General features: G+C 69.6%; 22 protein-coding genes and 1 tRNA gene. 14 read left to right on the top strand and 9 right to left on the bottom strand.

Translation table 11 applies throughout. From position 1 onward, the window contains the following. A partial coding sequence (gene infB / locus Q7S93_RS10130; protein WP_304713765.1) for a translation initiation factor IF-2 occupies positions 1-2,392 on the top strand: 2,392 nt, incomplete at its 5' end. A gap of 100 nt (positions 2,393-2,492) precedes the next feature. Here infB and Q7S93_RS10125 read toward each other — a convergent pair. Both Q7S93_RS10125 and Q7S93_RS10120 read right to left on the bottom strand, forming a co-directional pair. After that, positions 2,493-3,230 (bottom strand): acyl-homoserine-lactone synthase, encoded by a 738-nt coding sequence (locus tag Q7S93_RS10125; RefSeq protein WP_304713764.1) that lies wholly within the window; start codon positions 3,228-3,230, stop codon positions 2,493-2,495. Between the two features lie 111 nt (positions 3,231-3,341). Next, complete coding sequence (locus tag Q7S93_RS10120; RefSeq protein WP_304713763.1) at positions 3,342-5,393, bottom strand: NAD(+) synthase; 2,052 nt, start codon at positions 5,391-5,393, stop codon at positions 3,342-3,344. A gap of 125 nt (positions 5,394-5,518) precedes the next feature. Here Q7S93_RS10120 and Q7S93_RS10115 point away from each other — a divergent pair, with 125 nt between their 5' ends. From Q7S93_RS10115 to Q7S93_RS10105, 3 genes are all read left to right on the top strand, one after another. Beyond that, positions 5,519-6,808, top strand: a complete 1,290-nt coding sequence (locus Q7S93_RS10115; RefSeq protein ID WP_304713762.1) for a cation:proton antiporter — start codon at positions 5,519-5,521, stop codon at positions 6,806-6,808. Between the two features lie 302 nt (positions 6,809-7,110). Continuing rightward, on the top strand, positions 7,111-7,950 hold the full coding sequence (locus Q7S93_RS10110) for a nucleoside 2-deoxyribosyltransferase (protein ID WP_304713767.1): 840 nt from the start codon (positions 7,111-7,113) through the stop codon (positions 7,948-7,950). A 248-nt stretch (positions 7,951-8,198) separates the two neighbouring features. After that, entirely contained in the window at positions 8,199-8,558 is a 360-nt protein-coding gene (locus tag Q7S93_RS10105; RefSeq protein ID WP_304713761.1) for a hypothetical protein, read from the top strand. Between the two features lie 5 nt (positions 8,559-8,563). Here the strand turns inward: Q7S93_RS10105 and Q7S93_RS10100 are convergent. The 4 genes from Q7S93_RS10100 to hemC form a co-directional block, all read right to left on the bottom strand. Further along, a tRNA-Thr gene (locus tag Q7S93_RS10100) sits at positions 8,564-8,639 on the bottom strand. A 50-nt stretch (positions 8,640-8,689) separates the two neighbouring features. Beyond that, complete coding sequence (locus Q7S93_RS10095) at positions 8,690-8,899, bottom strand: hypothetical protein (RefSeq protein ID WP_304713760.1); 210 nt, start codon at positions 8,897-8,899, stop codon at positions 8,690-8,692. Continuing rightward, positions 8,896-9,639 carry a uroporphyrinogen-III synthase gene (locus Q7S93_RS10090; RefSeq protein ID WP_304713759.1) on the bottom strand — a complete coding sequence of 248 codons (744 nt, stop codon included), beginning with the start codon at positions 9,637-9,639 and terminating at the stop codon, positions 8,896-8,898. Before Q7S93_RS10090 ends, Q7S93_RS10095 begins: the two co-directional genes overlap by 4 nt. 60 nt (positions 9,640-9,699) lie before the next feature. Beyond that, positions 9,700-10,674, bottom strand: a complete 975-nt coding sequence (hemC, locus tag Q7S93_RS10085; protein ID WP_304713758.1) for a hydroxymethylbilane synthase — start codon at positions 10,672-10,674, stop codon at positions 9,700-9,702. Positions 10,675-10,746: 72 nt separating this feature from the next. Between hemC and tsaD the strand changes: the two genes are divergently transcribed. From tsaD to Q7S93_RS10045, 8 genes are read left to right on the top strand one after another with little or no spacing between them, the layout of a single operon-like run. Continuing rightward, a complete protein-coding gene (gene tsaD / locus Q7S93_RS10080) occupies positions 10,747-11,850 on the top strand; it encodes a tRNA (adenosine(37)-N6)-threonylcarbamoyltransferase complex transferase subunit TsaD (RefSeq protein WP_304713757.1) in 1,104 nt (367 codons plus the stop codon). Beyond that, entirely contained in the window at positions 11,847-12,848 is a 1,002-nt protein-coding gene (locus tag Q7S93_RS10075; RefSeq protein WP_304713756.1) for an NAD(P)H-dependent glycerol-3-phosphate dehydrogenase, read from the top strand. The genes tsaD and Q7S93_RS10075 overlap by 4 nt, the downstream gene beginning before the upstream one ends. 9 nt (positions 12,849-12,857) lie before the next feature. Further along, positions 12,858-13,145 carry a YciI family protein gene (locus Q7S93_RS10070; protein WP_304713755.1) on the top strand — a complete coding sequence of 96 codons (288 nt, stop codon included), beginning with the start codon at positions 12,858-12,860 and terminating at the stop codon, positions 13,143-13,145. Further along, complete coding sequence (locus tag Q7S93_RS10065; protein ID WP_304713754.1) at positions 13,142-13,498, top strand: Rieske (2Fe-2S) protein; 357 nt, start codon at positions 13,142-13,144, stop codon at positions 13,496-13,498. The genes Q7S93_RS10070 and Q7S93_RS10065 overlap by 4 nt, the downstream gene beginning before the upstream one ends. Before the next feature lie 2 nt (positions 13,499-13,500). Beyond that, positions 13,501-14,115, top strand: a complete 615-nt coding sequence (locus Q7S93_RS10060) for a chloramphenicol phosphotransferase CPT family protein (RefSeq protein WP_304713753.1) — start codon at positions 13,501-13,503, stop codon at positions 14,113-14,115. A 60-nt stretch (positions 14,116-14,175) separates the two neighbouring features. Next, positions 14,176-14,934, top strand: coding sequence for a carbon-nitrogen hydrolase family protein (locus tag Q7S93_RS10055; RefSeq protein WP_304713751.1), 759 nt, complete (start codon positions 14,176-14,178; stop codon positions 14,932-14,934). A 44-nt stretch (positions 14,935-14,978) separates the two neighbouring features. Beyond that, positions 14,979-15,281: an autorepressor SdpR family transcription factor gene (locus Q7S93_RS10050; protein ID WP_304713749.1), complete on the top strand. Its 303-nt coding sequence runs from the start codon at positions 14,979-14,981 to the stop codon at positions 15,279-15,281. Next, positions 15,278-15,889, top strand: a complete 612-nt coding sequence (locus tag Q7S93_RS10045; protein ID WP_304713748.1) for a hypothetical protein — start codon at positions 15,278-15,280, stop codon at positions 15,887-15,889. The genes Q7S93_RS10050 and Q7S93_RS10045 overlap by 4 nt, the downstream gene beginning before the upstream one ends. Before the next feature lie 69 nt (positions 15,890-15,958). Here Q7S93_RS10045 and Q7S93_RS10040 read toward each other — a convergent pair whose 3' ends face one another. Next, positions 15,959-16,861 (bottom strand): LysR family transcriptional regulator, encoded by a 903-nt coding sequence (locus tag Q7S93_RS10040; protein WP_304713746.1) that lies wholly within the window; start codon positions 16,859-16,861, stop codon positions 15,959-15,961. Positions 16,862-16,950: 89 nt separating this feature from the next. Here Q7S93_RS10040 and Q7S93_RS10035 point away from each other — a divergent pair, with 89 nt between their 5' ends. Continuing rightward, positions 16,951-17,904 carry an NAD-dependent epimerase/dehydratase family protein gene (locus Q7S93_RS10035; protein ID WP_304713745.1) on the top strand — a complete coding sequence of 318 codons (954 nt, stop codon included), beginning with the start codon at positions 16,951-16,953 and terminating at the stop codon, positions 17,902-17,904. A gap of 22 nt (positions 17,905-17,926) precedes the next feature. Here the strand turns inward: Q7S93_RS10035 and Q7S93_RS10030 are convergent, their stop codons facing one another. Next, on the bottom strand, positions 17,927-18,808 hold the full coding sequence (locus Q7S93_RS10030; protein WP_304713743.1) for an aminoglycoside phosphotransferase family protein: 882 nt from the start codon (positions 18,806-18,808) through the stop codon (positions 17,927-17,929). A gap of 118 nt (positions 18,809-18,926) precedes the next feature. On the opposite strand from Q7S93_RS10030, the gene Q7S93_RS10025 reads away from it, so the two are divergent. Then, complete coding sequence (locus tag Q7S93_RS10025; RefSeq protein ID WP_304713742.1) at positions 18,927-19,910, top strand: NADP-dependent oxidoreductase; 984 nt, start codon at positions 18,927-18,929, stop codon at positions 19,908-19,910. A 55-nt stretch (positions 19,911-19,965) separates the two neighbouring features. Here Q7S93_RS10025 and xth read toward each other — a convergent pair whose 3' ends face one another. Then, a complete protein-coding gene (gene xth / locus Q7S93_RS10020) occupies positions 19,966-20,772 on the bottom strand; it encodes an exodeoxyribonuclease III (protein ID WP_304713741.1) in 807 nt (268 codons plus the stop codon). Between the last annotated feature and the right edge of the window lie 54 nt (positions 20,773-20,826).

Below are 20,826 nucleotides of genomic sequence, written 5' to 3'. Positions count from 1 at the left end.
CGGCGGCCCCGCCGCGGGCGGCGGTCAGACCCGCTCCTATACCCCCTCGCCCGATCGCCGGGACGACCGGGCCAGCACCACCACCTATCGCCCGCCGCGGCCGCGCTTTGACGCCACCAGCTTCAACCAGCGCGCCCCCCGTCCCGATCGCGAGGGCGCCCGCGCCGAGGCTCCGCCTGCGGCCGACCAGCCGCGCGAGGACCGCTCCACCCCCCGGGGTGAGCGTTCGGCGCCGGCCGGCGGCGATACGGTTCGCTATTCGGCCCTGACGCCGCGTCCTGCGCCGCCGCGAGACGGTCCCCGTGGGGCCGGTCGTCCGGTCGCCCCCGGGGCGCCGCCGGCCACCCCTGAGGTCCAGCGCGCCGCCCGTCAGGCGCCGCGTCCCGGCGCGGCCAATCTCGACCGTCGGCCGGAAGAGGAAGACGATCGTCGCGGCAAGCCCCCCGCGCCCGGCAAGGCCATCAGCCGCGGCAAGGGCGCGCCCCAGCGCCGCGAAGGCCGCCTCACCATCCAGGCCCTGGCGGCCGGCGATGAAGGCGCGGTCGAGCGCATGCGGTCCCTGGCCTCGGTTCGCCGGGCCCGTGAGCGCGAGCGTGAAAAGCGCAAGGGCGGCGGCCAGGAAGCGGCCCGCGTCGCCCGCGAAGTCATCATCCCCGACGTGATCACGGTGGGCGAACTCGCCAACCGCATGACCACCCGCGGGGTCGAGGTCATCAAGTTCCTGATGCGTCAGGGCGTGATGATGAAGATCAACGACGTCATCGATTCCGATACCGCCGAGCTGGTGGCCACCGAGTTCGGCCACACCGTCAAGCGCGTCTCGGAGTCCGACGTCGAGACCGGCTTCCTGTCCACCGACAACGACGACTCCGATGCGCCCCTGCGCTCGCCGGTCGTGGCGGTCATGGGCCACGTCGACCACGGCAAGACCTCGTTGCTGGACGCCCTGCGTTCGGCCGATGTCGCCTCGGGCGAACATGGCGGCATCACCCAGCATATCGGCGCCTATCAGGTGCGGCTGGAGGACGGCAACCGGGTGACCTTCCTGGACACCCCGGGCCACGCCGCCTTCTCCGCCATGCGGGCCCGCGGGGCCAATGTCACCGACATCGTCATCCTGGTGGTGGCGGCCGACGACGGCGTCATGCCCCAGACGATCGAGGCCATCCAGCACGCCAAGGCGTCCGGCGCCCCGATCATCGTGGCGATCAACAAGATCGACAAGCCCGACGCCGATCCGACCCGGGTGATCAACGAGCTGCTGCAGCACGAGATCGTCGTCGAGCGCCTGGGTGGCGAAACCCAGGTGGTCGAGGTTTCGGCCCTGGAAAAGCTCGGCCTGGACGACCTGCTGGAAGCCATCCTGGTCCAGGCTGAAATCATGGATCTGCGGGCCGATCCGGACCGCACCGCCGAGGGCGTGGTCATTGAGGCCAAGCTCGACCGCGGTCGTGGCGCGGTGTCCACCGTCCTGGTCAAGCGCGGCAGCCTGAAGCGCGGCGACATCGTCGTCGCCGGCGCCAACTGGGGCCGGGTCCGCGCCCTGTTCAACGAGCGCGACGAGCAGCTGGACGCCGCTGGTCCCTCCACGCCGGTCGAGGTCCTGGGCCTCGACGGCACGCCGGAGCCGGGCGAACCCCTGGCTGTGGTGGAGAACGAAGCCCGCGCCCGGGAGATCACCGAGTACCGTCAGCGGGTGAAGCGCGAGAAGTCCGGCTCGCCGGTGGCGGGCGCCTCTCTGGCCGACATGATGGCCAAGCTCGCCGACAAGAAGGTCTCCGAGCTGCCGGTCATCGTGAAGGCCGACGTGCAGGGTTCGGCTGAAGCCATTGTCGGCTCGCTCGACAAGATCTCCACCGAAGAGGTGCGTGCGCGCATCATCCTGTCCGGCGCCGGCGCGATCAGCGAAAGCGACGTCATGCTGGCCAAGGGCGCCGGCTCGCCGATCCTCGGCTTCAACGTCCGGGCCTCCAAGCAGGCCCGGGACCTGGCCGAGCGCGAGGGCGTGGAGATCCGCTACTACTCGATCATCTACGACCTGATCGACGACATCAAAGGCGTGCTCTCGGGCATGCTGGCGCCGATCCAGCGGGAAACCTTCCTGGGCAACGCCGAGGTCCTCCAGGCCTTCGACATTTCCAAGGTCGGCCGCGTGGCGGGTTGCCGGGTCACCGAGGGCGTGGTCCGCAAGGGCGCCCGCGTCCGGATCATCCGCAACGATGTGGTGGTCCTGGAACTGGGCGTGCTGCAGACGCTCAAGCGCTTCAAGGACGAGGTCAACGAGGTCCCCAACGGCCAGGAATGCGGCATGGCGTTCCAGGGCTTCCAGGACATCAAGGCCGGCGACACCATCGAGTGCTTCAACCTCGAAGAGGTCAAGCGCTACCTCTAAGGTCGCGTCTGGACATCACAACAGAATGGGCCGGCGGCGATCTTCGTCTCCGGTCCTTTTTCTTGGCCGGCGCTTTTCTGTCCGGCGGGCGCGTAGAACCTCAGTTCTCCTCGGCCACCGCCCGGCGCAGGGCGGCCATCAGGGCCTGCAGGTCCCGCCGGTCCAGCCGCGCGGCGACGCCCAGAAACGCCTCCACCTCCTGGGGGCGCACATCGCCGCCCGCCGGGGCGTTGGGCAGGCGCAGGCGGCGGGCGCGTTCGATCCCCAGGGTCTGGCGCAGGGCGGCGATGGCGGCCGGCCCCGTCCCGATCTCGAAGGCGAAGGCCGGGCTCGCGCCAAAGGGCCCGGTCGGGCCAAGCTTGCCGATGGCCATGCCCGAGCGCATCAGCACCTCCTCCATCAGGCCATCGGCCAGGCCCACCAGGCGCGGGACGCCGCGCTCGTACGCCTCCTCCAGGATCGCCAGGCGGACCTCGCCGGGGGGCACGTGACCCGGGCTGCGCTGGCTCGGGGGCAGGAGCAGGATCCGGCTCAGCTCCCAGGTGTCGATCCGCCGGGCCAGGTTTTCGTCCGGCGCGAGGTGGGCGGCGGGGCCCCCGAGCAGGCTCCAGCCGACCGTCGGACGGATGCGGCAGCTGGCGACCAGCGCCCCATCGGCCTCAAGCACGAGGAAGTAGATCGCCTGGTCATCGTCGCCGGGATCGGATTCGCCGCCGCTGGCGTCTCGCTGCAGCGGCCAGCCCAGCTGGTCGATGAACACCTCGGCGCGCTGCGCATGCATCATCGCCAGTTCGCGGCGGTAGAGGCTGCGATTGCCGGCGGTGACGACATGGATCATCCGCCGTCGCCCGCCCCTGGCCCGCCGCAGCCGGGAAGATTGTTTCGAAAAAGCCCCACGGCCAGATCGTTAGGGTTGTAGGGCTCGCCTGTCCAGAGTGTGCGGGCGCGCTCAGTCGCCGGGCAGCCCGGCCTTCAACTCCGCCAGCCACAGCCGGGCATTGCCGTCGGACGGGGCGCGCCAGTCGCCGCGGGGCGAGAGATTGCCCCCGGACACCACCTTGGGCCCATTGGGCATGGCCGAGCGCTTGAACTGGCTGAAGCCGAAGAACCGCTGCAGGAACACCTCCAGCCAGCGGCCCACAGTCTCCAGGTCGTAGGCGTTGCGGGCCTCCGGCGGGAAGTGCGGCGGCCAGGCGCCGGCGGCGGCGTCCCGCCAGGCGTGCCAGGCCAGGAAGGCGACCTTGGACGGACGAAGCCCGAAGCGGGTGATGTAATAGAGGTGGAAGTCCTGCAGTTCGTAGGGGCCGACGATGGCCTGGGTGGACTGGATGGCGCCTGCCGCATCGGCCGGCACCAGCTCGGGTGAAATCTCGGTGTCGAGGACGGCCAGCAGCAGATCGTTGGTCGCCGCCTCGAACTGGCCATGGGCGGCCGCCCAGCGGATCAGGTGCTGGATCAGGGTCTTGGCCACCGAGCCGTTGACATTGTAGTGGCTCATCTGGTCGCCGACCCCATAGGTGCACCAGCCCAGCGCCAGCTCCGACAGGTCGCCGGTCCCCAGCACTATCGCCCCGCGCTGGTTGGCCGCCCGGAACAGATAGTCGGTGCGCAGGCCCGCCTGCACATTCTCGAAGGTCACGTCATAGACCGGCTCGCCGCCGGCGAAGGGATGGTTCAGGTCGGCCAGCATCTGGCGGGCCGCCGGGCGGATGTCGATCTCCTCGGCCGTGGCGCCGATGGCCCGCATCAGGGCCCAGGCGTTGGACTTGGTGCCGTCCGAGGTGGCGAAGCCCGGCAGGGTGAAGGCCAGGATATTGGCCCGGGGCAGGCCGAGCTGATCGCAGGCCTTGGCCGCCACGATCAGGGCGTGGGTGGAATCGAGCCCGCCGGAGACGCCGATGACGATCTTCTCGGTGCGACTGGCCTTCAGGCGCTGGGCCAGGCCCTCCACCTGGATGTTGAAGGCCTCGTAGCAGTCCTCGTCCAGGCGCACCGGATCGTCGGGCACGAAGGGAAAGCGGTCTTGGCGGCGCATCAGGCCGCGGTCGGCGAAGTCCGGCTGGTGGGCAAAGCCGATGCGGCGGAAATCGTATTCCGGATGGCCTTCGGCCGTCGCCGCATCGTTGAAGGTCGGGGTGCGCATCCGCTCCAGCCGCAGGCGCTCGACATCCACATCGGCGAGCGTCAGGCCGCCGGCGGTGGGGAAGCGTTCGCTCTGGGCCAGAAGCGCGCCCAGCTCATAGATGTCCCCCTGGCCGTCCCAGGCGAGATCGGTGGTGCTCTCGCCGGGGCCTGCGGCCGAATAGAGATAGGCGCCCTGGCATCGCACCGACTGGGAGGCGCACAGCATGGCCCGGTCGCGGGCCTTGCCCACGACCACGTTGGAGGCCGACAGATTGGCCAGGATCAGGGCGCCGGCCAGGGCGCCGCGGGTGGACGGCGGGGTGGCCGCCCAGAAGTCCTCGCAGACCTCCAGGTGGAAGACGAAGTCGGCCAGGTCTTCGGCGGCGAAGATCAGATCCACCCCGAACGGGACGGTCTGGCCGGCCAGGGTCACCTCCAGGTCGGTGAGGCCGGCGCCCGGCGCAAACCAGCGTTTCTCGTAATATTCCCGGTAGTTGGGCAGGAAGGACTTGGGCACGACCCCCAGGATGCGCCCGCGGGAAATGGCCAGGGCGCAGTTGTAGAGCCGGCCGTTGCGCCGCACCGGCGCGCCGATGGCCAGCACCGGGCTCAAGGTCTCGCTGGCCGCGCAGATCTCCGCCACCGCCGCCTCGACGGCGTCCAGCAGGGCGTCCTGCAGGTGCAGATCATCGATGGCGTAGGCCGAGACGCAGAGCTCGGGGAATATGATCAGGTCGGCGCCGGCCTCATGGCCCTTGCGCGCCTGCTCCAGGATCGCCTGGGCGTTGGCGGCCGGATCGCCCACGGCGACCCTGGGCGTGGCCACGCCGCAGCGGACAAACCCCTGGGCCTGACTGGAATAGAACCGATGCGCCATGCCGCTCCTCGAACCCTAAAGCGCTCCCTGATTGCCACAGATGTGGACCCGGGGCGAGTTTGCCCAAGCTTCGCCGGATACGAAGACCGCGCCAGGCGTTGCATGATCCCCGTTAAGGACACGCCGTGACCCCAGATCCCTATCTGCTCTTCCTGTTCGGGCTGGGGGCCGTGATCCTGCTGGTGGCCTGGCTGCCGCTGGGCCTGAAGCGCCTGCCGCTCAGCCTGGCCATGGTCTGCGTCGCCATCGGCGTGGCGGTGTTCAGCCTGGGCGGCCTCAACTTCGACCCCGACCCGCGGACCTATGACACCCTGACCGAGCGGCTGACCGAGCTGGTGGTCATCATCGCCCTGATGGGGGCCGGGGTGAAGATCGACCGGCCCATGGGCCTGCGCAGCTGGGGGTCGGCCTGGCGGCTGCTGGGCATCGCCATGCCGCTGACCATCCTGGCCATCGCCGTCCTGGGCGTGCAGGCGCTGGGCCTCTCTCTGGCCATGTCGGTCCTGCTGGCCGCGGCCCTGGCGCCCACCGATCCGGTGCTGGCCGCCGATGTCCAGGTGGGGCCGCCGGGATCGGGGGAGGAGACCGAGGTGCGCTTCGCCCTGACCTCGGAGGCCGGCTTCAATGACGGCCTGGCCTTCCCCTTTGTCCACCTGGCCCTGGTCTTCGCCGCCGTGGCCGCCAACACCGGCGATTCCATGGCCTGGCCCGGTCCGCAGGACTGGCTGCACTGGGTCTCCATGGACGTGGTCTGGCGGATCGGGGCGGGCCTGGCCATGGGCTGGCTGCTGGGCCGGGCCATGGGCTGGGTCGCCTTCGACATCCCCCATGTGCGCCTGTCGGCCACCGGCGACGGCCTGGTGGCCCTGGGCGCCACCTTCGTGGTCTATACGGCCACCGAGTTCGTCTACGGCTACGGCTTCCTGGCCGTCTTCATCGCCGCCCTGACCCTGCGGTCGCGGGAGCGGAACCACGACTATCACCGCGCCCTGCACGACTTCGCCGAACAGGTGGAGCGGCTGCTGATCATGCTGGTCCTGGTGCTGTTCGGCGGCGCGCTGGCCGCAGGCCTGATGTCCAGCCTGACCTGGACCGACCTGGCCGCCTGCGCCGTCATCCTGCTGGTCATCCGGCCGCTGGCGGGCTGGATCTCCATGTGGGGCTCGAACCTGACCCGCCGCGAGCAGTGGCTCTCGGCCATACTGGGGGTCCGGGGCATCGGCTCGTTCTTCTATATCGCCTATGGCCTCAACCACGGGGACTTCGGCTCATCCGAGCGCCTCTGGGCGATCACCGGCGCCGTGGTCCTGATGTCGGTCATCCTCCACGGCGTCGCCGCCACCCCCCTCATGGCCTGGATCGAACGCCCCGACAAAGGCGTCCGCCAGGAGGGCGAGGAAGATGTGGTGAAGTGAGGGGGACCAGGAGACAAAGCTCATCTGGGTGTCTAGCTTGGTTCCGCCGGTCGGACGGTAGCGTCCCGAAAACCGGCTAACGGCCTTCTGAAGTGGAAAGCGGCAGCCTCACCGGGTATGCCTAAGGACACTCTGACTCAGCCTAACGCCGGGCTTGCCGAAGGCGCAGTGTTTAGAGCGACGTAGTCGCTCTGTTGAACGCACAGCCGGCAAACTAGGCATTGGCTTGTCCCAGATAATGGCTGGAATAAGCTGCGAGGCGGCCAAATATATCTGGCTTTGAGGAGGCCTGAGTGCCCACGATGCTGTTTGCCTTCGTACTTATGCCTTTTGACCAGGAATTCGACGATGTCTATCGCCTTGGCATAAAAGAGGTCGCAACGTCGCTGGGAGTTGTCGCCGAGCGGGTTGATGAACAGAGTTTTTCGGAGACAATTCTAGAGCGCATATACAGACAAATAGAGACGGCAGATTTCATCATCGCGGACATGACGGGGCGAAACCCAAATGTCTTTTACGAAGTAGGATATGCCCATGCTAAAAAGAAGCCCGTAATACTAATTACCAAAGATGCTAATGATATTCCTTTTGACCTGAAGCATCATCGACATCTGATATATGGCGACAAGATAACAGGATTAAGGGAAAAACTCTCCGCAGAAATCGCATGGATTAAGGATGAAATTAATAGGGCGCGAACGATACCAATATCAATCAGTAGCCGTCCCCTATGGGGCGTCCTAGAAATGACGCCGTATAGGCATTCTGCCGAGGTATATTTTCAGTTCGACCTTCACAACAAGACAGATATACGAAGTCCAGATCTGGAGGCGTTCTATTTACACACAGGGCCGGGTTGGGCATTTAAGCAGGGCGCTGTAGAGTGTCCAAATACAAAATCAGACCTTAAAAACTACAGCATAAGACATTTCATCCAACCATCAGTCCCGAGGCTTTCGCCTGGAGCGTGGTCTCAGGTGAAGCTTATCGGAACAAAACAGGTGTGGAATAAATATCGCGGGGGAGAGCCTCTAGAATCTTACAAGCTCACAGGAGTGGCATTGATCGACATTGCCACATCTGAGGGAAACTATACTGAGGAACTTCTCCTCGATGTGACGGTCGACGAGTCGCCATTCTGATCTACATAGGCCGGACTCGCTATCCAGGCGGGTTGTTGATGTAGATGACATAGTACTCCGGCGATGCCCACCCGATGCGTAGGCCGTCTGAGATGCCGAGTTGTCCAGCGACAAACCGCACCGGCTTTAACCGGTCGGATCGGACGAATGGGCACTCGTGCTTCGCCGCGATTTCTCCGGCAATCGTCCGGTTCAGCTTGACGCCCGCTTCCGCCGCCCGGTTCAGATCGGTCCAGAAGGCGTTGGCGATGACGGGCGATCGACAAAGAAACATCCCATCGCTCGCCGGGACGATCTCAGCCCGAAGCCTGGTGGGGGTCGCGCTGAGCATCGCAGCCAGCGCGAAGACGCACACGCTTTTAATCACTTCCGCCCCCGCGCTGACGCTCGACGCAGCATCATACAGCCGTGAGGACGGTGGGCCAGTGAAGCTGATGCGCCATCGTGGCAGATCGGCGTTCTGGAAGATCCCGCGCGCTGGCAGTGACGTCGGGGCGCGAAGCGCGAGCGAACTCCTTGCACTAAAAGTGGGGCTGCTCAGCCTCAAGATAAGCCATCTGCCGAGCGACCCCCGCACGGCCGGCTTCACCTATCGATATCTCGAGTGAAAGAATGGTGCCGCCTAGGTGACTCGAACACCTGACCTACGCATTACGAATGCGCCGCTCTACCGGCTGAGCTAAGGCGGCCCGTGGCGACGCGGGGCCTGGGTGAGGCGTCTGCGTCCGGGGGCGACTATTTAGCGGCTGTCGGGCCGCTCGCCAAGCGACTCTGTGGCGGTGGGGTGATCTGTCGCCGGGCCGAGCCAGACGGGGCCGAACCGGGCGATGATCAGGCCCCCCAGGATGCAGAGCACGGCGAAGGCGATGGCGGTCCAGTAGACGGGTCCGAACATCCGCGGCGGGGGGGCGGGCTCGGACTCGTCGGACGGGGCTTCGGGGGCGTTCACCGGGCGGCGGGCTCGGCCGGCCTGGCCGCCGACGGCGCTGTGCGCTCGATGAGGTTCAGCAGGGCGGCCTCCATGGGCAGGGGGGCGAAGGCGCGCTCACCGATCCTGGCCCGCGCCAGGGGCTTGGCCACCGCCCGGGACAGGCAGAGCGCGCGCAGGTGGCGCGCCTCGCGGCCGCGCAGCAGCAGGGCCAGCTGGCGGGCCGCCCGGGGGGAATGGACCAGGACCGCCTCGGCCTTCAGCGCCCGCTCAAGCTCGTCCCGCGACGGCGTCAGCGGGCGGGTTTCGTAGATGGCCTGGCTCCGGGCCGGGACGCCGGCGGCGGCCAGGGCGCCCGTCAGGTCGCCGGCCGGCTCGGCGGCGGCCAGGTGGAGGACCGTTCCCCTGAACTCACTGGCCCGCCCCGCCAGGCCGCGGGCCAGGGCGTCCACGTCCCCATCGGCGGAATAGACCTGGCGGAAGCCCGCGGCCCGCGCCGCCTGGGCCGTGGCCTGGCCGACCACGAAGGCCGGCAGGCTCCGGTCAGGGTTCAGGCTCGCAAACACCCGGATCCCATTGGCGCTGGTGAAGGCCAGGGCGCCGACGCCGGCCAGGTCGGGGACGACGCCGTCGAGGGGCGCGACCTCCAGCAGGGGCAGGACCAGGGGCCGGCAGCCCATGGCCCGCAGGCGCTCGGCCGTGGCCGCGGCGCCCGGCTCGGCGCGGGTGATCCAGATCAGGCGCCGGTCTTGGGACGTCATCGCCGCAGGAAAGCTTGAGCCGGCGGGCCGATGCAAGCCCGCAGGGCGCCAAGCCGGTTCTCAGGGCGTGGCGTCTTCCGGCAGGATGATGGCGTCGCCGGCCTCGTCGCGCAGCTCGGCGCCCAGCTTCAGGCCCAGCTCTCGGGCCGCGACCATGGGGTCGGCCGCACGGGTCAGGTCCAGGCCCTCTTCCCGGCGGAAGCGCAGGCGGCCGTCCGGCGACAGGGCCTCGACGATCAGGAAGAGCTGGCCGGCCTTCAGGGTCGCATAGGCGCCGATGGGCGTGCGGCAGGAGCTTTCCAGGGCCGCCATGGCGCCCCGCTCGGCGGCCACGGTGGTGGTGGTGTCCAGGTCGCGCAGGGCCTCCAGCCAGGGCTGGCCCTGGTCGGCCTCGCGGGTCTCGATGGCCAGCGCTCCCTGGCCCGGGGCGGGCGGGCGCTCGACGGGATCGATGAAGCTCTTGGCCGATCCGTCCAGGCCCAGGCGCTTCAGCCCCGACAGGGCCAGGATGATGGCGTCGTATTCGCCCGCCTCCAGCCTGGCCATGCGGGTGCCCACATTGCCCCGCAGGAGCTGGACGTCCAGGTCGGGGCGGGCATGCAGGCTCTGGGCCTGGCGGCGCAGGCTGGCGGTGCCGAGCCGGGCGCCCTGGGGCAGGTCTTCCAGGGTGCGGGCCTCGCGGCTGAGGAAGGCGTCCCGGGGGTCCTCCCGCTCGGGGATGGCGGCGATGACCAGGCCCGGCGGCAGGACGGCGGGCATGTCCTTCATGGAATGGACTGCGCAGTCGATGCGGCCGTCCAGCATCGCCTCCTCGATCTCCTTGGTGAACAGGGCCTTGCCGCCCACCTCCAGCAGGCGCCGATCCTGGATCTGGTCGCCGGAGGTGCGGATGATCACCAGGGGGGCGACGCGCTCGGCGTCCTCCGGCGCGGCGCCCAGGGCCGCGGCGATGCGGCGCTGCATCTGGCCGGCCTGGGCCAGGGAGAGCTGGGAGCCTCTGGCCCCGATGCGGACGACGGGCGGTTGCGAAGACACGGTGGGCGGTCTACCTGCGATGCGATGACTGACAGCCCGCTGCTACAGGACAGGCGCCTTGGCCGCAACCGGATGACCGATCCCTCGGCGCCGGGCCTCGCGGTCCTGGGTCTCGAGACCAGCTGCGACGAAACCGCCGCAGCCGTGGTGCGGCGGAGCGCCGACGGCCAGGTGCGCGTGCTGTCCTCGGTGATCGCCAGCCAGATCGCCCAGCACGCTCCCTATGGCGGGGTGGTGCCCGAGATCGCCGCCCGATCCCACGTGGAGGCCATCGACGCCATCGCCGCCCAGGCCATGGGCGAGGCCGGCCTCTCCTATGACGATCTGGACGGGGTGGCCGCCACCGCTGGGCCTGGCCTGGTGGGCGGGGTGATGGTGGGCCTGGCCTTTGGCAAGGCCGTGGCGCTCGCCCGGTCTCTCCCCCTGGTGGCGGTGAACCATCTGGAGGGCCATGCGGTCTCGGCGAGGCTGGGGGCCGAGGTGGCCTATCCCTTCCTGCTGCTGCTGGTGTCCGGCGGCCATTGCCAGCTGCTGGAGGTGGGCGGCGTCGGCGCCTGTCGCCGCCTGGGGACCACCATGGACGATGCGGCCGGAGAGGCCTTCGACAAGATCGCCAAGACGCTGGGCCTGCCCTATCCCGGCGGTCCGGCCCTGGAGAAACTCGCCGTCGGCGGGGACGCCGAGCGCTACCCCCTGCCGCGGGCCAGGCTGGGCCACAAGGACTGCGACTTCTCCTTCTCAGGCCTGAAGACCGCCGCGGCGCGGATCGCCGAGGGCCTGACCACGCAGGCTGAACGCCGGGACCTGGCCGCCGCCGTCCAGGCCGCCATCGCCCGCCAGCTGCGCGAGCGCACCGAGCGAGCCATGGACCTCTATCAGCAGGCCCATGAGGGCGAGGCCCTGCGGTTCGTGGTGGCCGGCGGGGTGGCGGCCAACGGGACCGTGCGCGCCACCCTTGAAGAGACCGCCCGCGGGCGGGGTTTTTCCTTCACCGCCCCGCCGCTGGCCTACTGCACCGACAACGCCGCCATGATCGCCCTGGCCGGCGCCGAGCGGCTGGCGCTGGGGATCAGCGATCCCCTGGACGCCCCGGCCCGGCCCCGCTGGCCCCTCGACGCGGTCGCGGCCGCGGCCCATCCCAGCCACCTCGCCGGCCGAAAGGGCGTCAAGTCATGAGCCAGCCGATGAAGCGCGCCGGGGTGATCGGCGCCGGCGCCTGGGGCACGGCGCTCGCCCAGGTCTGCCTGCGGGCCGGGCTTTCCACCACGCTCTGGGCCCGCGAGCCCGAGGTGGTGGCGTCCATCACAGAGACCGGGGAGAACCGCCTGTTCCTGCCCGGCGTCGCTCTGGATGCCGGCCTCGTCTGCACCGGCGACCTGGCCGCGCTGGCTGACGCCGACCTGATCCTGATGGTGGCGCCGGCCCAGCACCTGCGCGCCGCGCTGACGGCGTTCGCCCCCCACGCCCGGCCGGGCCTGCCCATCCTGCTCTGCGCCAAGGGGGTGGAGCAGGGAACGCTGAAGCTGATGACGGAGGTCCTGGCCGAAACCCTGCCGGATGCGACGCCCGCCGTGCTGTCCGGACCGAGCTTCGCCGGCGAGGTGGCCCGCGGCCTGCCCACCGCCGTGACGCTCGCCTGCCCGGACGAGGCGCTGGGCCGGCGCCTGGCTGAAGCCCTCGCCGGCCCGGCCTTCCGCCCCTACTACGCCGCCGACATGATCGGCGCCGAGGTCGGCGGGGCGATCAAGAACGTGCTGGCCATCGCCTGCGGCATTGTCGAGGGCCGGGGCCTGGGCCGCAGCGCCCACGCCGCCCTGATCACCCGCGGCTTTGCGGAGATGACCCGGGTGGCCGTGGCCTTAGGCGGCGAGCCTGAGACCGTCGCCGGCCTCTGTGGCCTGGGCGACCTGGTGCTGACCTGCTCCAGCCCGCAGTCGCGCAATATGAGCGTCGGCCTGGCGCTGGGCGCCGGCCAGACCCTGGAGCAGGCCCTGGCCGGCAAGCTCTCGGTGGCCGAAGGGGTGGCCTCTGCGCCCGCCGTGCGCCAGCTGGCGGCGAAGCTCGGCGTCGAGACCCCGATCTGCGAGGCCGTGGCCGCCATCCTGGCCGGCGAGGTCGCCGTGGATGTGGCCATTGAAAACCTGTTGTCCCGTCCCTTGAGGGACGAACGCTAAGGATCCGCCATGAGCCTTTTTGTCCTGATGTGCTTCGACAAGGCCGACGCCCTGCCCCGCCGCACCGCCGCCCGGGCCGACCACCTGGCCTATATCGAACAGCGCCTGGAGAAGGTGAAGCTGGCCGGTCCCCTGCTGACCGAGGGCGGCGACATGGCCGGCTCGCTGATCCTCTATGAGGCCGAAGACCGGGGCGAGGTCGAGGCCTTTGCGGCCGGCGATCCCTACAAGGCCGCCGATGTGTTCGAACGGGTGGAGATCTCCGCCTTCAAGGTCACCCGCGGGGCCCTGGCTTGAGCGCCAATCCCGCCCGTCCGCCGGCCGGGACCGACCTCTGCGCCCTGGACGAGGTGGCCGAGCCCGGCGCCAAGGGGTTCCGCTTTCGCGCCGAGGCGGCCATGTTCGCCGGCGTGGTGGTGCGGATCGGCGAGGAGATCCGCGGCTATGTGGATTCCTGTCCCCATGCCGGCTGGCCCCTCTCGGCCCTGGACGACCGCTACCTGACGCGGGATCACCGCCACATCCTCTGCGCCGGCCACGGGGCGCTGTTCCGTCCCCTGGACGGGGAATGCGTCGTCGGCCCCTGCTTTGGCGAACGCCTGACGCCCTGGCCGGTGGAGGTGCGCGACGGCCGGGTGGTGACGGCCTGACCATGACCGCGCCGGGGCAGATCATCGTCCTCAACGGCGTCCCGCGCGCCGGCAAGTCGAGCCTCGCCCAGGCGATCCAGGACAGCTTCGACGGCGTCTGGATGAACCTGGGCGTGGACGGCTTCAAGGCCATGACGCCCCAGCGGTTCCAGCCCGGCATTGGCCTTCGCCCCGGCGGCGAACGGCCGGAGCTCGAGCCGCTGATCGCCAGCCTCTATCTCGCCCTCTACCAGTCCATCGCCGCCCATAGCCGCCTGGGACTGAACGTCGTCGCCGACCTCGGCCATCACGACGCCTATTCCCAGCCGCGCCACATTCTGCCGGCCTGCGCAAGGGTCCTGGAGGGCCTGCCCGCCTGGCTGGTCGGCGTCCGCTGTCCCATCGAGGTGGTGATGGCGCGCCGCACCGCCACCTGGAACCAGGCCTGGTCCCCGGGCGATCCCATCCCCGCCCCGGTCCAGCGCTTCCAGGACGAGGTCCACAGGCCCGGTCTCTACGACCTGGAGGTGGACACTTCAGCGCTCGCCCCCGAGGCCTGCGCCCAGGCGATCGCCGCGCGTCTGGCGCAAGGGCCCCGACCCACGGCCTTCGCACAACTGGCCGCCCTGGCCGGCTGAACGGCGGCGCGGCCGTCGGCGATGTCCATCATGATCCCCGCCCAGTCTGACGAGGTTCCCATGACCCCAACCGGCCCCCAAGTCCGCATCGCCGCGGCCCAGACGCCGGTCTTCTGGGCGGATGTGGCCGGGGCGCTCGCCTATGCGCGGGGGGTGATCGGGCAGGCGCAGGCGGCCGGGGCGTCCCTGCTGTGTTTCCCGGAAGGGTTTCTGCAGGGCTATCTGACAGCGCCTGAGGCGGCGCGGCGGGCGGCGCTGGATCTCGGATCCTCGGCCTTCGACGATGTGGTCGGCCATCTGCCGGAGTCCGGCCCCACCCTGGTCCTGGGGCTGATCGAGGCGGAAGGGGAGCGGCTCTACAACACCGCCGTGGTGCTCGAGGGCCGCCGCCTGATCGGCCGCTACCGCAAGACCCATCTGCTGAAGAGCGAGGCGGTGTTTGCGCCCGGCGAGGACTGCCCGGTGTTTGAGGCCGGCGGCGTGGGTTTCGGGATCAATATCTGCTTCGACACCAACTTCCCCGTGGCGGCGCAGAAGGTGGCCGACCAGGGCGCGACCCTGCTGGTCTGTCCGGCCAACAACATGCTGCCCCGGGATATCGCCCTGGCCTGGAAGGATCGCCACAACCCCGTGCGGGGCGAGCGCTGTCGCGAGACCGGGCTCTGGTGTCTCTCCGCCGACGTCACCGGCGAACGGGGCGACCGCGTGGCCTGGGGGCCCACGGCGCTGCTGGACGCGCAAGGCGAGGTCGTGGCGCAGCTGCCCCTGGACGCCCCGGGCCTGCTGGTCTGCGACCTGCCAGTTTTCTCGACCGAGTAAAGCCTCGCCTTGACTCTTATTTAGACATTTAGCTAAATGTCGTCATGAGCGGCGTCTTCAAGGCCTTGTCCGATCCTACCCGACGTCGGGTGCTACAGTTGCTCAAGGCGCGTCCCATGAGCGCGGGAGAGCTGGCCGACCAGTTCCCGGTCTCCAAGGCCACGATGTCGGCCCACTTCGCCGTGCTCCGCGAGGCGGACCTGATCGCCGCGGAGAAGCAGGGAAGGTCGATCATCTACGCCCTGCGAATCTCGGTCCTCGAGGACGCCCTGCTCGGCTTCGCCGATGGCCTCGGCCTTGGCATCGCCCGCTCGCCAGAGGCGCGCCCGCAAGAAGGTGAGACATGAACCGCCACGTGAAGTTCGTTCTGTTCACCGCCGTCCTGGCGAGTCTGGTCTTTGCGTTGGCCGCTATCGGCTGGCGCATTCACATGATCCAAAACCTCGGCCTGGACCTTCGGCCCCGGCCGCTGGCGCCCTTCATCCTGCTGGCGGTTCCGACCGTCCTGGCCGTGATTCTCTGGCGGTCGAACCGCCTGTTGGCCGGACTCCGACCGGGCGTCTCCGACGAGAGTCCGCGTCACCTGCAGGCGAGCCTCGTCTTCACCTTTGTCTTCACGGCGCTCTGCACGGCCTGGATGGGCCTACTCTACGTCGCGGCCCGCCCTCCGGAAGGCGATCTGCTGGTTCGGCTGGCCGTGGGCCTGATGGGCCTGAGCGTCGCGATCCGCGCCAACCTGTTCGCCAAGCTGTCCCCACCGGCCCTGGATCGGCCTTTCAATCGCGACGCCTGGGCCCGGGCCGCTCTCCGCGCGGGCTGGGGCTCGGTGTGCATTGGCCTCGTGCTGATCGTCGCCGCCGCCGTCCTGCCGATGAAACCGCTCCTCTTCGCCTGTTTGGCCGGCGCCGCCGCCCTCGTCCTCCTCAGCCTCGCCCTCCGTCGCGCAGTGCGGTGAGGTTAGCTGCGGCCCTGCTTGCCCCGGGCCTGCTGGTCTGCGACCTGCCCCTGGGCGCGTGAGGGGCGCTCAAGACTTAGAGTTTGGAGCCTGATACCGGGCGAACTCGGCGGCCAGAATATCCATCACCGCTCGAATCCGGGGGACCCGGCGCAGGCTCTCGTGGGTGACGATCCAGGTTTCCAGATGGGCCACCACCCATTCGGGCAGCACGCGGCGAAGCGTGGGGTCGCGGGCGCCCGCCGGGACCTGGGCGACGGCGATCCCGAGACCCGCCCGGGCGGCGGCGAGCTGGGTCGGATGGCTGTCGGTGCGCAAGGCCAGCCGCCCACGGTCGAAGGCGGGACCCAGGGTCTCGGCGAAGGCCAGATCGGCCCGGGCGCGGTCGGGGCCGATGAGGTCGTGCCGCGCCAGGTCCGCCTGCGAGGCGGGCGTCCCCCGGGCGCGCAGATAGGCGTCGGAGGCGAAGAGGCCGAGCGGGATCACCGCGGCCTTGCGGGCCACCAGGGCGTCCTGGGCCGGGCGGACCGTGCGGACGGCCACATCCACCTCCTGGGCCAGCAGGTCGGCCGGGGCGTTGCTCAGCGACAGCTCCACCTGGATCGCCGGGTGGGCGTCGCGGAGGGTCTTCAGCATGGGCGGGATTACTTCGACGCCGACGAACTCCGGCACGCTGATCCGGACGACGCCGGCGACCTCGCCTGGCGGGGCGGCGGCCAGGCGGATGAAATGCTCCGACGCCAGGGCCATGGCCCTGGCCGGCCCCTCCAGGGCGCGGGCCTGCTCGGTGGGGGTCAGGCCATTGGCCGAGCGGGTGAAGAGCACGGCGCCCAGGGCCGCCTCCAGAGTCGCGATCCGGCTGCGGGCCGTGGCGTGGGAGATTCCGAGCCGGCGGGCGGCGCCCGACAGGCTGCGCTCTTCCAACACGGCCAGAAAGGCCTGCTGATCCTCCCAGGAGATGGGGCTGCTCATATGTTTTCTACTAGCAGCCTGCAAGCTTCTTGCAATTTCTAACAGGATGCCGTGGGCGCAAGGTCGGTCTCATCAAGAGGAGACGCGCGATGAACAGCGAAAGAACCGCCCTGGTCCTGGGCGCCACCGGCGGGATCGGCGGCGCAGTGGCCCAGGCCCTGCTGCGGCGTGGGTGGCGTGTGCGGGGCCTGGCCCGCGACCCGGCGAGCGCCGACCGACAGGCGCTGGCAGGCGTCGACTGGCGGGGGGGCGACGCCATGGATCGCGCCCAGGTGAGCGCGGCGGCGGACGGAGTCTGCGCCATCGTCCATGCGGTGAACCCCCCCGGCTATCGCCACTGGGACAGGTTGGCGGCGCCGATGATCGACAACACGATCGCCGCGGCAAGGGCGGCCGGCGGCGCGCGCATCGTTCTGCCCGGCACAATCTACAACTACGACGTCGCCCGCACCCCCGTGATCGGCGCCGACACGCCGCAGGCGCCCCGCAGCCGAAAGGGCGCCATGCGCGTGGCGATGGAGCGCCGCCTGGAGGCCGCCGCCCCGGAGGTCCCGGCGCTGATCCTGCGGGCCGGGGACTTCTTCGGTCCCGGCGTCCGCTCGAGCTGGTTTTCGCAAGCCATGGTCAAGCCGGGCCAGCCGGTGCGCAAGATCGTCAAGGTGGCGCGGGGGGCCGGACATAGCTGGGCCTATCTGCCGGATCTGGCCGAGACCTTTGCAAGCCTCATGGACGCCGCTGATCGCCTCCGCCCCTTTGAGCGCCTGCAGTTCGAGGGGCTCTATGACGAGACCGGGACCGTGCTCACCGACGCGGTGTCGCGGGCGCTGGGGCGCGACATCCCGACGGCGCCCTTCCCCTGGTGGGTGATGCAGGCTTTGAGCCCCTTCGGCGGCTTTCCCCGGGAGGCGGCCGATATCGCGCCCTACTGGCGCTGGCCGGCGCGGCTCGACAACCGCAGGCTTGTGGAAATCCTCGGGTCCGAGCCCCCCACGCCGCTGAACCAGGCGATGGACGCAAGCCTGGCCAGTCTCGGCGCGACCTGAACCTTCAGCCACGGACCTCGCGCTACATCACCCCCAGGCGCCGCAGCACGCCAAGGTGCAGGTCGCGTTCGTGGGTGTGGACGCCCGGCGCGCCGGCGACGACGATCAGCGCCTTCCAGAGCGCCCAGGCCTGGCCGCGGAGCCAGCAAGCGTCGTCGAGGCCCAGGCGCTGGCGGAAGGTGTCGCGGGCGGCGTCCTCGAGAACGGTCCAGGCGAAGGCCAGGTCGCAGGCCGGATCGCCGACCCCGCAGGTCCCGAAGTCGATCACCGCGGCCAGCCGACCGTTCCGGACCAGCAGATTGCCCGGCGCCACGTCCCCGTGGATCCAGACCGGCGGGCGGTCCCAGCGCGTGGCCAGAGCCTCATCCCAGAGGGCGAGCGCCGCGGCGCCGTCGATCTGATCGCCCAGGGCCTGCACCGCCGCCCGGGTCTGGCCGTCATAGACGGCCGGATCGCCGCCGCGGTGGAAGTTGTGCGGGCCGGCCGGCGGCCCCTCTGAGGCGTCGACGGCGTGCAGGGCCAGCAGGAAGTCCGCCAGGTCCTGGGCGAGGGCCTCATGGTCGAGGCCGTCCGCGGCGGCGGCCACGGTCTCGCCGGCGATCCAGGCGCAGATCGACCAAGGGAAGGGATAGCCGCGGCCCGGCGCGCCCACCGCCATCGGCGCGGGGATCGACAAGGGCAGGCCAGGCGCCAGCCGGGGCAGCCACATCTGCTCCTTCTCCACCTGGGCGAGGTAGTGGGCTGCGGCCGGCATACGGACCAGCAGATCGGCGCCCAGGCGGAAGGTGCGGTTGTCCCACCCGCCGGGCTTGACCCGGGTGATGGGAAGGTCCGCCCACTGGGGAAACTGCTCGGCCACCAGGGTGGCGACCGTCGCCTCGTCCACCTTGACCCGCTCGCTCATCGCCGCCCCCAGCTCTTCCTTCAGGCTTCCCTTGCGTCAGGGTTGAAGCCCCTGATCGGTGCGGTCCATGGTCCGCCCCATTGTTTTCGCCCATTCGAGACACATAAGGGAGGGCCATATGCCCATCAGCCGCGAAGTTCATCTCATCACCCGCCCCAACGGCATGCCGCAGGAGGGCGAGTTCGAGATTGTCGAGACCAACGTCCCTGACGCCGCCGACGGCCAGGTGCTGGTCCAGAACCTCTACATGTCGGTAGACCCGGCCATGCGCCCGCGGCTGACCGCCGGCCAGGCCCTGAACGAAGCCATGATGGGCGGGGCGCTGGGCAAGGTGGTCCAGTCCAAGAGCCCGGACTTCGCCGTCGGTGATCTGGTGACCAACCGCCTGGGCTTTAGGGAATATTTCGTCTCCGACCCCAAGGGCCTGTCCAAGCTGACCCCGGCCGAGGGCCTGCCGCTGACGGTGCACATGCATGCGCTCGGCATGACCGGCTTCACGGCCTATGGCGGCCTGCTGTTCATCGGCGCCATGAAGGAGGGCGAGCAGGTGTTCGTCTCCACCGCCGCCGGCGCGGTGGGCTCCATCGCCGCACAGATCGCCAAGATCAAGGGCGGCTATGTGGTCGGCTCGACGGGCTCGGACGACAAGGCCGCCTGGCTGCGGGACGAGATCGGTCTGGACGCCGTGATCAACTACAAGACGCAGCCGATCCGCCAGGCCCTGGAAGAGGCCACGCCCAAGGGGATCGACGTCTATTTCGAGAATGTCGGCGGCGAGCATCTGGAAGCCGCGCTCCGCCGGATGAACACGCTGGGCCGCATCGCCGTCTGCGGCATGATCTCGGGCTATAATGAGGGCCAGGCCCCGGTGCGGAACCTGTCCAACATCATCTATTCGCGGGTGATGCTGCGGGGCTTTGTCGGCACCGACTTCATGCACCTGCAGCCCGACTTCCAGCGCGACATGGCCGCCTGGCTGCGCGACGGCAAGATCAAGTACCAGGAGACGGTGATGGACGGGATCACGTCCGCGCCCAAGGCTCTGATCGGCCTGCTGGAAGGCGTCAATTCCGGCAAGATGCTGGTCAAGCTGGCCGACTAGGGGCCTCGTCTGCCTCTGAGGGGTCCTGCCATGCGGGACCCCGAAGGGGGCGCGCCTAAAGCCCCAGGTCGGCGGTGACTGGGGCGTGGTCGCTGGGGCGCTCCCATTCGCGGACGTCGTCATGGACGCGGGACGAGGCCGCGCCGGTGCGGAAGGCGGCGTCCTTCAGGCCCGGCGAGACCCAGATGTGGTCCAGGCGCAGGCCGCGGTTGGACTTGCGGAAATCCGCCGAACGATAGCTCCACCAGGAAAACAGCTTCTCCGGCTCCGGCGTCGCGGCCCGCGGCAGGTCGATGAAGCCCAGGGACTTCTGCAGGGCGTCCATGGCCGCCACCTCGACCGGCGTGTGGCTGACGATGCGGGACATCTGCCGGTGGCTCCAGACGTCGAATTCGCCGGGCGCCACGTTCAGGTCGCCCACAATGGCCAGGGGCGACCTGGGATCGCGGCGGCCCATCTCGGCGGTCAGGCTCTCGAAGAAGTCGAGCTTGTGGTCGAACTTGGGGTTCAGGGCGCGGTCAGGCGTATCGCCGCCGGCCGGCACATAGAAGTTCTGGATCTCCACCCCGGCCACCTTGGCTGAGACGCAGCGGGCATGGCCCTCGCGGCACACATTGAGGATGGGCGCGTCCTCGATCGGCAGGCGCGAGGCGATGGCCACCCCGTGCCAGCCCTTCTGGCCGGCGATCTTCACATGCGGCAGGCCCATGGCGGCGAAGGCGTCCCGGGGAAACTCGGCCTCCTGGCACTTGATCTCCTGCAGGCACAGAACATCGGGCGCCTGCTCGTCGACGAAGCGGGCGACCTGCTCGGCGCGCAGGCGGACGGAGTTGATATTCCAGGAGGCGATACGGAGGCGCATGGGCAGGGTTTAGGCCACTGAGCGCGTCCCGATAAGTGGGAACCGGTTGTCGGA

The organism is Phenylobacterium sp., from assembly GCF_030646615.1.
Classification (GTDB): Bacteria; Pseudomonadota; Alphaproteobacteria; order Caulobacterales; family Caulobacteraceae; genus Phenylobacterium.
The sequence above is the reverse complement of the archived record's forward strand: the minus strand, read 5'-3'. Positions and strand labels throughout refer to the sequence as shown.